Genomic DNA, 14,183 nt, shown 5'->3' with positions numbered 1-14,183 from the left:
AAATAAATGAAAGATAATAAATCAGCTTCGCTTTTTCCCCGCAGGCTTTTTGTTGATAGCCTGAAGCAGGCGTTTGTCAAGTTAAATCCTTGTTCAATGTTTTGGAATCCGGTTATGTTTATCGTTGAGGTAGCCACATTTCTTATGTTGCTGCTTACCGTTAAATGTATAGTAGACGACTCCGCTACATTTATGGAAAATATATATAACATTGTGTTATTTCTGGTGCTGTTTTCCACTTTATTGTTTGCAAACTTTGCCGAGGCAATTGCCGAAGCCCGTGGAAAAGCACAAGCAAACAGCTTACGTAAAACACGTGAGGAAACTCCGGCAAGGATGCTTTTAAATGGAAAAGAATGTATAGTAAGTAGTTCTCAATTGCAAAAGGGAGATTTCTTTATCTGTGAGGCAGGGGATATGATTCCTGCTGATGGCGAAATTGTGGATGGCCTTGCTTCGATTGATGAAAGCGCCATAACAGGCGAAAGTGCTCCTGTTATCAGAGAAGCAGGGGGCGACAAGTCTTCTGTTACCGGAGGGACAAAAGTATTATCAGATAGAATTACAGTTAAGGTTAGTACGCAACCAGGTGAGAGCTTTCTGGATAAAATGATTGCGTTGGTGGAAGGAGCGTCACGTAAAAAAACTCCCAATGAGATAGCGCTGACCATTCTTTTATCTGGATTTACACTCGTTTTTGTTATTGTGTGCACAACCCTAAAGCCTATCGCGGATTTTATGCATAGCTCGATTGCCTTGTCTTCATTTATAGCCTTATTTGTCTGCTTGATTCCTACAACGATAGGCGGACTTCTCTCGGCTATCGGGATTGCTGGGATGGACCGGGCGTTAAGAGCCAATGTAATTACCAAATCCGGTAAAGCTGTCGAGACAGCTGGAGATGTGGATACATTGTTGTTGGATAAAACAGGTACCATTACGATAGGAAACAGAAAGGCCACCCGATTTTATGCAATTGGAGGAAACGGTGAAAAGGAATTTGTAAAAACCTGCGTCATGGCCTCTCTATCTGACACAACTCCAGAGGGAAAATCAATTGTTTCTTTAGGCGAGAGTTTGGGTTGTATTGGCGGACATACAGGATCTATTTTACGTATGGTACCTTTCACTGCCGAAACCAAATGTTCCGGGATAGACTTGTCTGACGGTCGTAGAATTCGTAAAGGGGCATTTGAGGTTATGCGTAAACGGTGTGAAGCTGCAGGGAATACTTACCCTGATGAAGCCGAAGTACTTGTACATTCCATTTCTGAGAACGGAGGAACACCTCTTGTGGTCAGCGAAAACGACATAATCATCGGTGTCATAGAACTTCAGGATATCATTAAGCCCGGAATACAAGAGCGATTCCAACGTTTGCGGAAAATGGGAGTTAAAACAGTGATGGTTACAGGAGACAATCCCCTTACTGCCAAATATATTGCCAATAAAGCCGGTGTTGATGATTATATAGCTGAAGCGAAACCTGAAGATAAAATGGAGTATATTCGTAAGGAACAGGAGGCTGGCAAGTTGGTTGCCATGATGGGAGATGGTACCAATGATGCTCCTGCGCTTGCTCAGGCGAATGTAGGTGTTGCTATGAATAGTGGAACGCAGGCAGCAAAAGAAGCTGGCAATATGGTTGACCTGGATAACGATCCAACGAAACTGATCGAAATTGTTGAAATTGGAAAACAGTTGTTAATGACCCGCGGTACACTTACAACATTTAGTATTGCAAACGATGTGGCAAAATATTTTGCCATTGTTCCTGCTTTGTTTATGGCATCAATTCCAGCATTGGAAAGTTTAAATATTATGAAGTTACATTCACCGGAAAGTGCAATTCTGAGTGCGGTTATTTTTAATGCAATTATTATTCCGATACTTATTCCGCTTGCATTGAAAGGGGTTGCCTATAAACCCATAGGGGCTTCTGCATTATTACGCAGGAATCTGCTTATCTACGGGGGAGGTGGAATGCTGGCCCCATTTGCAGGAATCAAATTGATTGATTTAATGATTGGTATGTTTTTTTAATATTAATCATTGCTGTCCCATTAAAATCTAAAATAGCTCTTTGAAATATTTGAAATTTAGTTAGTTACAGAGGTTTTTCGATTCAACGGATTTCAATTCTCATCTTTGCGGTCTAAAACAGGCCTACATATGCATAAGGATAAATTCGTTTTCTCTCAACTGATAGTATTCTTAGATAGAAACAAGTTCAACTACATCGTTCGCAAGCATGATGGCGACAAATATGTAAAGCATTTCACTTGTTGGAATCAACTTCTATCTTTGATGTTCGGACAACTCTCCAATCGTGAAAGTTTGAGAGATTTGATTATCGCTCTTGATGCCCATCACTCTAAATGTTATCACTTGGGAATAGGAAGGAATGTATCAAGATCATCTCTGGCAAGAGCCAATCAAGATAGAGACTATCACATCTTTGAAGAGTATGCCTACTACCTGATAAACGAAGCAAGACAAAAGCGTGCCACAGAAATCTTTAAACTCGGAGGGAACATCTATGCTTTCGATTCGACAACCATTGATTTGTGTCTGGCCGTATTCTGGTGGGCAAAATTCCGCAAGAAAAAAGGTGGTATTAAAGTACATACATTATACGATGTGGAAACACAGATACCTGCATTCATTCATATCACTGAAGCGGCAGTACACGATTCAAAGGCAATGAAAGAAATCCCTTATGAATCTGGTTCTTACTACATCTTTGACCGGGCTTATAACAATTTTAAGATGTTGTATAAAGTTCATCAGATTGACGCATTCTTCGTTGTCAGGGCAAAGAAAAACCTGCAATACAAATCCATCAAATGGAAACGCAGACTCCCCAAGAATGTACTTTCAGATGTGACAATCGAATTGATTGGTTTTTATCCCAAGCAATACTATCCCGAGCAGTTCCGGCTTGTAAGATACTGGGATGAAGAACAAAAACGAGAGTTTGTATTTCTAACCAATGCGATGCACATTTCTGCTCTTCAGGTGGCTGAACTTTACAAGAACCGCTGGCAAGTAGAGTTGTTTTTCAAATGGCTGAAGCAGCACCTCAAAATCAAGAAGTTTTGGGGTACTACCGAAAACGCTGTCCGGGTTCAAATCTATTCAGCCATATGTACATACTGCCTGGTGGCAATCGTTCAACACGATATGCAACTGGATAGAAGTACATACGAAGTTCTTCAAATATTAAGCATTTCATTGACTGATAAAACTCTTCTTCGAGACCTCTTTGATAAAACTAAATTTCAAAATGACAAAGAACGATTTGGACCAAATGGGCCAAATTTATTTAATTATAAATAACGTCCTATTTTTAATGGGACACTAGTGAATATTAATAGAGTATGAAGACTGATTTAATTAAAGCATTTAAACTAACATTGGCTTTTTGCTTGTTGTTAAGTGTTGGATATATAGGCGTTTTATGGATGTTTGCCAAATTAGAAGGTCCTGCCAATGGAACTGTTGAAATGTTATCGGTGAAAAATCGTGAAGTCGGAGCTGTTTTGGTTGGGCAGGAATTTACCCGGAACGATTTGTTCTGGGGCAGACCTTCGGCGGTAGATTACAAGGCAGACGGATCCGGTGGTAGTAATTATGGTCCCGATAATTCAGAATACCTTGCAATTGTGAAAAAACGTATTGATAAATTTTTGATAGCACATCCATATCTTAAAAGAGAAGAAGTCCCGGCCGAACTTGTTACTGCCAGTGGAAGCGGTCTGGATCCACATATTCCTGTAAAAGCGGCTTATGTACAGATAGAGAGAGTTGCTGATGCAAGACATTTGTCGGTTACCCCTCTACGTGCATTGGTAGATGAACTTGCCGAAAAACCAATAGGAGGACCATCCGTAGTGAATGTACTTAAATTAAATGTGAATTTGATTAAAATAACGGAATAACATCCTTACATTCGTGTTTGGAAGCATATTCAAAATATTATGGCGAATGGATAGAGAGCAAAATATTGAACGGTTTGTAAATCTTCTGAAAAGATCCCGCCGGGGAAATCTTAAGATTTATATCGGGATGATCGCGGGTGTAGGCAAATCATACAGAATGCTTCAAGAAGCTCATGAATTGATTCGTAATGGAATTGATGTGCAGATTGGTTTTATAGAAACGCATGAACGTCCGGAGACGGCGGCCTTGATAGAGGGACTTACCGAAATTCCTAGGAAAAAGCTTTTCTATAAGGGCAAAGAGTTGGAAGAGATGGATTTACAATCTATTTTAACCATTCATCCCGAAGTTGTCATAGTCGATGAATTGGCACATACCAATGTTGAAGGTAGCATCCATTCCAAACGTTGGCAGGACGTTCTCGATATATTGGATGCAGGTATTAGTGTAATAACTGCAGTTAATATACAGCATCTGGAAGGTATCAGCGAGATTGTAAGTGATATTGCCGGATTTGAAATAAAAGAACGTGTGCCAGACAGTCTTTTGGCTGATGCCGATGAGGTAGTAAATATTGATCTTACTGCAGATGAACTTCTTACCCGGCTTAAGAGTGGAAAGATATATAAACAGGATAAGATACATCATGCACTGGCTAATTTCTTCAAACCGGAAACGATTCTACAACTAAGGGAACTTGCTCTTAAAGAGGTGGCGCTTCGGGTGGAAAAGAAAGTTATCAGTACCATTCCGGTAAACAGCGGAATCAGACACGAGAAATTTCTGGCCTGCATAAGTAGTCATGAGAAAACTCCGCGTAAGGTTATACATAAGGTTGCCAGATTAGCCACTCGTTTTAATGCCTCTTTTGTGGTATTGTATGTACAGACACCGAAAGAGCATCCGGATAAGATTCCATTAGCGAATCAACGGTATCTATCCAACCATTTTAAGTTGGCAACCGAATTAGGAGGAGAGGTGATTCAAATCAAGTCGTCTCATGTAAGTAAAGGAATAATAAAAGCTTGTGAAGAAAATCAGATTACCACGGTTTGCATTGGAAAACCGGAATTGGGTTTTATTTCTTTGCTATATTCACTGTTTATATACAGATGGTTCGTAAATAGGCTTTATAAATTTAACATTGATCTAATTGTTTTGACATGAATATTAAAAATAAGCTATTTTTAGGTATAGGTCTTCTTGTGGCAATGATTGTAATGCTGGTAGTGCTTTCAATCGTAAATCTGCAGGTGCTTACTGCTACAGAACCTGATAGTCCGGCAGCAGTGCCGGCATTGCACCGGGCATTGGTCTGGATTTCTATTTTTGGCGCAGCCTGTATATGTATCGGTGTTGTAATGTTGGCGGTGCTACCAGGTTCAATTAATAAGCCCATAAAGACTTTAGTTAATGGGATCATGGAAATAGCAGATCATAATTATAACAAAAGACTTGACTTAGGAAAGTACGAAGAATTTGCAGAGGTCTCCGATTCATTCAACAGAATGGCCGAGCGATTGGCTGAATATCAGAAAAGTGCTTTAACTGATATTATACAGGAAAAGAAATACAGCGAAGCAATTGTAAATAGTATAAAAGAGCCGATACTTGGTCTGGATAAAGAGCGAAGGGTTTTATTTGTCAACGACGGGGCACTTACTGTTTTAAATCTGAAGAGGGAACAGATTATCGGTGAGTCTGCTTACGACCTGGCATTGAAAAACGATTTGCTTCGCCGGTTGATTCGTGAACTAGGGCAGGTAGATGGCAATAAGGACCCACTAAAAATCTATGCAGATAACAAGGAAAGCTTCTTTCAGGTTAAGTATATACCAATTTATATGGTGCCCACCGGCGAAAAAGAACAACATTATATTGGCGATGTAATTTCTTTGCAAAATATAACTGAGTTTAAAGAACTTGATTCAGCGAAGACTACTTTTATCTCAACTATCAGTCATGAGCTAAAAACACCCATCTCTTCCATTATGATGAGCCTTAAGCTACTGGAAGACTCAAGGATTGGATCAATGAACGACGAACAGCAAATGCTATCCAAAAGTATAAAGGAAAGTACAGATCGCCTGTTGGAAATTACTGGAGAACTACTTAAGATGACACAAGTGGAAACAGGTAAATTGCAACTAAATCCTAAAATAACTAAACCTATCGAGCTGATTGATTATGCAGTAAAAGCAAACAGAGTTCAAGCCGAGCGATTTAATTGTCATATTGAGGTCGAATATCCCGAAAAAATTTCGAAGTTATTTGTAGATAGTGAAAAGATTGCCTGGGTGATTACGAATCTGCTTTCTAATGCGATTCATTATACAAAGGAAAATGGCCGGATTATAATCGGTGCCCGTCAGAAAGACAAAGTTGTTGAATTGTTTGTGCAGGATTTTGGAAAAGGAATTGATCCAAGATATCATCAAAGTATCTTTGACAGATATTTCCGGGTACCCGGAACCAAGGTACAAGGAAGTGGTCTGGGGCTAGCAATAAGTAAGGACTTTGTCGAAGCTCACGGTGGTACCATAAAAGTAGATAGTGAGCTGGGTAAGGGAAGTCTTTTTACAATACAGTTTCAGGTTTAACTTTATATCGTTGCCTTCTAATTTATAGCTTTAAATGGTAAATTCGGCATCATGCGTTTGAAAATAAAAGGGTATTGCTTATGTTCAAAACAATACCCTTCCTTTTTTGTATGTAACCTTATTTCTTATCTTTCAGCAAATCGCGGATTTCAGTCAGCAAAACAATGTCTGCAGGAGGAGCGGCAGGGGCAGCAGGAGCAGCCTCTTCTTTTCTTTTTAATTTATTCATCGCTTGGATCATCATAAATATAGCAAATGCTATAATCAGAAAGTCGACCGTAACCTGAATGAAGTTACCGTAATTAAGTGTAGAAGCCGGCGTAACAACCTGGCCGGCAGAATCAAGCACGGCATCTTTCAATGTAATCTTGAGGTCAACGAAGCTGGCTCCGCCAAAGAAGAATCCGATTACAGGCATGAGGATGTCCGAAACAACAGATGTAACAATCTTACCAAATGCAGCACCAATAATGATACCGACTGCCATGTCAACCACATTACCGCGCATGGCAAAGGCTTTGAATTCCTGAATTAATTTCATTTGTGCATTGTTTTGAATGAATACTAAGTGAATTATATCAAAAAAGCCTCCGGATGTACAATCCAGAGGCTTTAAATTTTCCTTTTATTACTGATTTGTACTACGCAAATCTAATAAAAAAATTGTGAAATATTACAAAATCCATTCTTTAATATCTTCTTCAGGAGTACGGATACTGCTGATACCGAAGTTTTCTACCAATACATTGGCTACGTTTGGAGAAAGGAATGCAGGCAACGTTGGTCCCAGATGGATATTTTTAACACCAAGGCTTAACAGAGCCAATAAAACAATAACTGCTTTTTGTTCGTACCATGCGATGTTATATACAATAGGCAACTCATTGATGTCCTGTAGCTCGAATACCTCTTTAAGTTTCAAGGCGATCAGTGCTAACGAGTAGCTGTCGTTACATTGTCCGGCATCAAGTACACGGGGAATTCCATTAATATCTCCCAGAGGAAGTTTGTTGTAACGGTATTTAGCGCAACCGGCAGTAAGGATTACATTATCTTTTGGCAACTGAGTGGCAAAGTCTGAATAATAATCGCGGGTTTTCATTCTACCGTCGCAACCGGCCATTACTACAAACTTCTTGATAGCACCTGATTTTACGGCATCTACAACCTGACCGGCCAATTGCATAACCTGGTTATGGGCGAATCCTCCGATAATTTCACCATGTTCTATTTCTGTAGGTGCAGCACACTTTTTGGCCACCTCTATAATTTCACTGAAGTCTTTTGTTCCACCTTCTTTGCGAGCCGGAACATGCTTAAAGCCAGGATAGCCAGCAGCGTTGGTAGTGTAAACCTTATCTTTGTATGAAGCACCAGACAATGGAGGAACAATACAGTTTGTAGTGAATAGGATAGGACCGTTGAACGATTCGAACTCTTCACGTTGTTTCCACCATGCGTTACCATAGTTACCTACAAAATGTTTGTATTTTTTGAAAGCAGGATAATAGTTGGCAGGAAGCATTTCACTGTGAGTATACACATCCACTCCTGTACCTTCGGTTTGGGCCAATAGTTCTTCCATATCCTTCAGGTCGTGACCGCTGATCAGGATACCCGGGTTCTTGCCTACACCTATATTTACTTTGGTAACTTCAGGATTTCCATAGCTGGTAGTATTGGCTTTATCAAGCAGAGCCATGGTCTTCACACCAAAACTTCCGGTTTCAAGTACAAGAGCAGTCAGCTCGTCGGCACTGATGTCTGTACGTGTAGTGGCAGCCAATGCATGTTGGATAAATGCATAAATATCTTCCTCTTCAAATCCAAGTTTGGAAGCATGTTCGGCATAAGCAGCCATTCCCTTAAGTCCGTAAATAACAAGCTCTTTTAAAGATCTTACGTCTTCATTGCTTTCACGTAGTACACCTACAGAGGCAGATTTGCTTTCGTATTCGCTTTCGTTTCCGTTCCAGCTTAACTCTTCCAGCTTAGGAAGGGCGATGCCGGCAGCAACTGCTTTTCCAATTAAATCGTTACGTAGTTTCAATCCTTCGGTAACTCTTGCGGAAATACTATTTACGTCGAAGTTTGCATTGGTGATCGTAGAGAAAAGTCCCTCTGTGATAAAATGGTTGGCTGTGGTTGCCGGTGTTCCGTTTGCACGCAGTTTTTCGGCTACTACGGCAATACCTTTCATAACGAACATCAACAGGTCCATACGGTTGGCAGTAACATCGTCTTTACCACAAACACCTTTAATTGTACAACCTATTCCTTTGGATGCTTCCTGACATTGATAACAAAACATTTTGTCCATATTGCTTAAATTTTAGTCCCCTTTCGGGAGTATTATATTTTTATTGATAAATTACGGTTGTTGACTGATCAAATCCATTCTTCACGCAGAACTTGTCCTTGAACACTTACCTGAATCAACTTAACGGGGACTTTCCGGATGGCAGAGGCGGTAGCCTCTTTGGCAATTTGGAGTAATCCGCTGCAGCAGGGAACCTCCATAATCATAACCGTGAGAGTGTTCAGATAGTTGTCGTCAATCATGTTAATTAACTTGTTTATGTAGATTTCGCGACCTTGATCCAGCTTCGGACAAGCAATAGCCAGCTTCTTACCTTTCAGATATTTGCTGTGGAAATCACCTACTGAAAAAGCTGTGCAATCGGCAGCCAGCAGCAAGTCTGATCCTCTTAAATAAGGGGCCGAAGGAGATAACAGATGAAGTTGAATCGGCCATTGTTGTAACTCGGAAGAGCCGGATACCATTGATGTTCCTGCCGGTTTCTCAAAACTACGGGCCATGCTTCCCGGACAACCCTGATGAATAGGGGCGAAGTGTACTTCCGGGGCTTTCTTCTTTCCGGTAACATGAGCTTCAACTGCTGCTTCATCGAAAGCTTCAGCCTCTCTTTCTTCTAAAGTTAAGGCTCCGGTTGGGCAGTCTCCGATACAAGCACCCAGTCCGTCGCAGAATACTTCGTTTACCAATTTTGCTTTTCCGTCGATAATCTGCAGAGCTCCTTCATGGCAACCCGTTACACATTCGCCGCAACCGTTACATAATTCTTCGTCTATTTTAATAATTGTCCGTTTCATCTCTTGTTTCATTTCGTACGGCAAAGGTAAGGTGCACACTTCACCCTAAAAGTACCATATGTTACAATCAGAAAAAAAGTTTTATATTTATGCCCAGAACTATTCAACAATCAGTAATCGTAGTTTCATTAATATATACAGTTCCGTAAGGTTGTTTAATCATAAGTTATAAAACATGTTTGATATAATATGCAAATCACCCTTGTTTAGAGGTGTTTCTTCACAAATTATCGCTTCCGAGCTCGAATCCATTCCTTATCGGGTCGAATCTTATAAAGCGAAGGACCTGGTGGCTATGCAAGGAAATGCATGTAATCATTTGATGATCGTAATTAAAGGGCTTTTACAAGGTCAGATGGTAAATGATGCCGGGAAACTGGTTGTTATCGAGGAGCTGGCCCCTCCTCAGCTTTTGGCTCCTGCATTTTTGTTTGCACCTAAAAGCGATTTACCGGTAAATATCATAGCGGTTGAGGACTCTGATGTATTATTTATCTCACGGAATGATTTTACAACCTGGATGCAGAAAGATGCTCAAGTACTGCAAAATTTCTTAATGCTTATCTCCGGAAGAAGCCGTTTTCTAAGTGATAAGATAATGTTCCTTTCGCTGAAAAATATAAAGAATAAGGTGGCTGAGTACCTGTTAGGAAAGCTTACAGACGATAAATGCAGTGTAATTCAACTATCCGAAACGCAACAGGATATAGCCGACTTCTTTGGTGTAACTCGACCTTCTTTGGCACGGGCTTTAGCCGAAATGGAGCAGGAAGGTATTATTTCTATCGACCGAAAGACCATCGTAATCCATAAACGTTCGGTTTTACAACAGCTTTCGCAGTAAAATAGGGTGTGATTATTCCCATAAGAGAAATAAAGGAGTCTTATGCGAAAAATTGCAGGTACATTTTCTTTAAAAAGTATATACTTTTTGATCAAAATGTACTGACTTTTAAAGTGAAAAGTCCTTACGATTTTCAGGGAATCATTTGAGTTGTTCTTGGTACTATGGAATATATTCATAGTGAGGAATACGAAGCGATCTAATTGTCCCTCCTTCTATTGAGTTTTCTCCATGTCGTATTACCTTATATAGAGTAGGAATAATAGAAGATCAAATCGTAGGGGTGTTGTTGCTTTTTATCTTTGAGGTCTTTCTTAATGCTTACCGGCAAACAATCCTCCGTGATTTCAGTGACGCTCAAAGATCCGGTACCCTGGTTTCAAGGATTCATCAACTTGCTGTCAAAGATATACGAATCGTTTTCAAAAGATATTGGAGTGTTTTCCCAAAGATATATGAATTATAAACCGAGGATGGTCTGAGTATATTCAACTCAATTTTATTTTTTTTGAGACAATCCATAAAGAAATCGGTTTCTCCCGGGTTTACAACGGAGGATCGTGGCATAATCTTCGTTAGGCAGTTTTCTTTTAATATATATAATGTACGCGAGGGAAAAAGGCTTTGCAAGGGGGTGTAAGTGGGGTGAAAAAAAGATTTGTAGTTAAGGTGCGGGATATCAGGGATTAAGGGAGATTGGGTGAAAATAGTTTAAAAAATAGTTTGCAAAAGGTTTGGAGTGTATGTTGTAAAGCACTACTTTTGTCCCCGCATTCAAGAGAGAACGGCACAATAAATAACAAAATGACAAAAACTTCCGAAAACATTTGGAAGATAAGAAATAAAGTTATTATCTTTGTACCCGCTTTCACTCTGAAAGTATAAACAAGAGTTCTTTGAAAGATTTACATATCAACAAAAAGTAGTACAAGAATTGAGAAGATCAGTGATGATTTTCTTGGACGTAAAGAATCAAAATTAATACCGTCAATTGTAAACTAATAATAGAAGGGAATTCTGAGCAAGAGATATTAAGACAAACAAATTATACAACGAAGAGTTTGATCCTGGCTCAGGATGAACGCTAGCGACAGGCTTAACACATGCAAGTCGAGGGGCAGCATAGAAGTAGCAATACTTTGGTGGCGACCGGCGCACGGGTGAGTAACGCGTATGCAACCTACCTATCAGAGGGGAATAACCCGGCGAAAGTCGGACTAATACCGCATAAAACAGGGGCACCGCATGGTGATATTTGTTAAAGAAATTCGCTGATAGATGGGCATGCGTTCCATTAGGTAGTTGGTGAGGTAACGGCTCACCAAGCCGACGATGGATAGGGGAACTGAGAGGTTGGTCCCCCACACTGGTACTGAGACACGGACCAGACTCCTACGGGAGGCAGCAGTGAGGAATATTGGTCAATGGGCGAGAGCCTGAACCAGCCAAGTCGCGTGAAGGAAGAAGGATCTATGGTTCGTAAACTTCTTTTGCAGGGGAATAAAGTGCAGGACGTGTCCTGTTTTGTATGTACCCTGAGAATAAGGATCGGCTAACTCCGTGCCAGCAGCCGCGGTAATACGGAGGATCCGAGCGTTATCCGGATTTATTGGGTTTAAAGGGTGCGTAGGTGGTTTGATAAGTCAGCGGTGAAAGTTTGCAGCTTAACTGTAAAAATGCCGTTGAAACTGTCGGACTTGAGTGTAAATGAGGTAGGCGGAATGCGTGGTGTAGCGGTGAAATGCATAGATATCACGCAGAACTCCGATTGCGAAGGCAGCTTACTAAGCTACAACTGACACTGAAGCACGAAAGCGTGGGGATCAAACAGGATTAGATACCCTGGTAGTCCACGCAGTAAACGATGATTACTAGCTGTTTGCGATACACAGTAAGCGGCACAGCGAAAGCGTTAAGTAATCCACCTGGGGAGTACGCCGGCAACGGTGAAACTCAAAGGAATTGACGGGGGCCCGCACAAGCGGAGGAACATGTGGTTTAATTCGATGATACGCGAGGAACCTTACCCGGGTTTGAACGTAGGGAGACAGGGGTGGAAACATCCTTTTCAGCAATGACTGCCTACGAGGTGCTGCATGGTTGTCGTCAGCTCGTGCCGTGAGGTGTCGGCTTAAGTGCCATAACGAGCGCAACCCTTATTTCCAGTTACTAACAGGTGAAGCTGAGGACTCTGGAGAGACTGCCAGCGTAAGCTGTGAGGAAGGTGGGGATGACGTCAAATCAGCACGGCCCTTACATCCGGGGCGACACACGTGTTACAATGGTAAGGACAAAGGGCAGCTACCGGGCGACCGGATGCGAATCTCTAAACCTTATCTCAGTTCGGATCGGAGTCTGCAACTCGACTCCGTGAAGCTGGATTCGCTAGTAATCGCGCATCAGCCATGGCGCGGTGAATACGTTCCCGGGCCTTGTACACACCGCCCGTCAAGCCATGGGAGCCGGGGGTACCTGAAGTTCGTAACCGCAAGGATCGACCTAGGGTAAAACTGGTGACTGGGGCTAAGTCGTAACAAGGTAGCCGTACCGGAAGGTGCGGCTGGAACACCTCCTTTCTGGAGCCTGAGTTCCCTTTTACGGTTTGCAAGGTATTAAGGAAGGAACAAACTTTATGTTCCTTGTACTACTGCTGTTTGATATGATAAACAATATATGATCTTATAAAACTGGGAAACCAGAAGAGAAACAAGAGGCTGAAGCGCCGCCCGGATATCTCCCTGCAAAGGAAGATGAACAAAAGGAAAGAGCTTCAGGCAAAGGTAAGAAAGCCAGTCCTATAGCTCAGTTGGTTAGAGCGCTACACTGATAATGTAGAGGTCGGCAGTTCAACTCTGCCTGGGACTACGAACGAAAAGACGGGGGATTAGCTCAGCTGGCTAGAGCATCTGCCTTGCACGCAGAGGGTCAACGGTTCGAATCCGTTATTCTCCACAACAACCGGAGCCGCAAGGCAAAGGTAAAAAGATCTTTGACATGATGGACAACAAAGCAATAAAGTAACAAAAAAAGAGCAAGCTTTAAAGATATATCAATCCGACACATGCCTTATGGCAATATATGTGCACGGAAAGAGAAAGTAAGCAAGGGCAGACGGTGGATGCCTTGGCTCTCGGAGGCGAAGAAGGACGTGATAAGCTGCGATAAGCGCGGGGGATGTGCAAATAACAATTGATCCCGCGATTTCCGAATGGGGCAACCCGGCAGGTTGAAGGCCTGTCATTCCGTAAGGAAGGCAAACGTGGGGAACTGAAACATCTAAGTACCCATAGGAGAAGAAAACAAAAGTGATTCCCCAAGTAGTGGCGAGCGAACGGGGAACAGCCCAAACCTATGCTGTTGAGGCAGTATAGGGGTTGTAGGACTACGATGTGGCAAGAAATTAGTAAAGTGGAACGTTTTGGAAAGAACGGCTATATAGGGTGACAGCCCCGTACACGACTTACTGACGAAGCCTAGTAGTATCCTGAGTAGCGCGGGACACGAGAAATCCTGTGTGAAACTGCGGGGCCCATCCCGTAAGGCTAAATACTCCCGAGAGACCGATAGCGAACCAGTACTGTGAAGGAAAGGTGAAAAGAACCTCGAACAGAGGAGTGAAATAGACCCTGAAACCGTCTGCCTACAAGCGGTCGGAGCATCTATAGGATGTGACGGCGTGCCTT

At 41.7% G+C, this 14,183-nt stretch carries 9 protein-coding genes, 2 tRNA genes and 2 rRNA genes (1 of these 13 running past the window's edge); 10 read left to right on the top strand and 3 right to left on the bottom strand.

The genetic code is table 11. From position 1 onward, the window contains the following. The first annotated feature begins 6 nt into the window (after positions 1–6). The 5 genes from kdpB to F5613_RS03425 all read left to right on the top strand — a co-directional run bounded on the left by kdpB (position 7) and on the right by F5613_RS03425 (position 6,542). The gene (kdpB, locus tag F5613_RS03445) at positions 7–2,043 is read left to right on the top strand and encodes a potassium-transporting ATPase subunit KdpB (protein ID WP_179398688.1); all 2,037 of its coding nucleotides are present in this window, start codon (positions 7–9) and stop codon (positions 2,041–2,043) included. A 129-nt stretch (positions 2,044–2,172) separates the two neighbouring features. Continuing rightward, positions 2,173–3,339 (top strand): IS4 family transposase, encoded by a 1,167-nt coding sequence (locus F5613_RS03440; protein ID WP_179398687.1) that lies wholly within the window; start codon positions 2,173–2,175, stop codon positions 3,337–3,339. Between the two features lie 41 nt (positions 3,340–3,380). After that, the gene (locus F5613_RS03435) at positions 3,381–3,941 is read left to right on the top strand and encodes a potassium-transporting ATPase subunit C (RefSeq protein WP_179398686.1); all 561 of its coding nucleotides are present in this window, start codon (positions 3,381–3,383) and stop codon (positions 3,939–3,941) included. 46 nt (positions 3,942–3,987) lie between these two features. Then, positions 3,988–5,109: a sensor protein KdpD gene (locus tag F5613_RS03430; protein WP_179398685.1), complete on the top strand. Its 1,122-nt coding sequence runs from the start codon at positions 3,988–3,990 to the stop codon at positions 5,107–5,109. Beyond that, a complete protein-coding gene (locus F5613_RS03425; protein ID WP_079684083.1) occupies positions 5,106–6,542 on the top strand; it encodes a HAMP domain-containing sensor histidine kinase in 1,437 nt (478 codons plus the stop codon). The genes F5613_RS03430 and F5613_RS03425 overlap by 4 nt, the downstream gene beginning before the upstream one ends. A gap of 118 nt (positions 6,543–6,660) precedes the next feature. Here F5613_RS03425 and mscL read toward each other — a convergent pair whose 3' ends face one another. The 3 genes from mscL to F5613_RS03410 form a co-directional block, all read right to left on the bottom strand. Then, a complete protein-coding gene (gene mscL, locus F5613_RS03420) occupies positions 6,661–7,083 on the bottom strand; it encodes a large-conductance mechanosensitive channel protein MscL (protein WP_179398684.1) in 423 nt (140 codons plus the stop codon). Positions 7,084–7,215: 132 nt separating this feature from the next. Next, positions 7,216–8,862 (bottom strand): hydroxylamine reductase, encoded by a 1,647-nt coding sequence (gene hcp / locus F5613_RS03415; protein WP_179398683.1) that lies wholly within the window; start codon positions 8,860–8,862, stop codon positions 7,216–7,218. Between the two features lie 68 nt (positions 8,863–8,930). Next, entirely contained in the window at positions 8,931–9,656 is a 726-nt protein-coding gene (locus F5613_RS03410; protein ID WP_179398682.1) for an ATP-binding protein, read from the bottom strand. Between the two features lie 175 nt (positions 9,657–9,831). Here F5613_RS03410 and F5613_RS03405 point away from each other — a divergent pair, with 175 nt between their 5' ends. From F5613_RS03405 to F5613_RS03385, 5 genes are all read left to right on the top strand, one after another. Then, positions 9,832–10,500, top strand: a complete 669-nt coding sequence (locus F5613_RS03405; RefSeq protein ID WP_179398681.1) for a Crp/Fnr family transcriptional regulator — start codon at positions 9,832–9,834, stop codon at positions 10,498–10,500. Positions 10,501–11,549: 1,049 nt separating this feature from the next. Continuing rightward, positions 11,550–13,076: ribosomal RNA gene (locus F5613_RS03400) — 16S ribosomal RNA — on the top strand. Between the two features lie 215 nt (positions 13,077–13,291). Then, positions 13,292–13,365: transfer RNA gene (locus F5613_RS03395), tRNA-Ile, on the top strand. Between the two features lie 13 nt (positions 13,366–13,378). Continuing rightward, positions 13,379–13,452 (top strand) — tRNA-Ala (locus F5613_RS03390). A 139-nt stretch (positions 13,453–13,591) separates the two neighbouring features. After that, positions 13,592–14,183: ribosomal RNA gene (locus F5613_RS03385) — 23S ribosomal RNA — on the top strand (it continues 2,291 nt past the right edge of the window). The 16S and 23S rRNA genes sit together here with 2 tRNA genes alongside, the layout of an rRNA operon.

Origin of the sequence: Macellibacteroides fermentans, from assembly GCF_013409575.1 — a bacterium.
GTDB lineage: Bacteria > Bacteroidota > Bacteroidia > Bacteroidales > Tannerellaceae > Macellibacteroides > Macellibacteroides fermentans.
The sequence above is the reverse complement of the archived record's forward strand: the minus strand, read 5'-3'. Positions and strand labels throughout refer to the sequence as shown.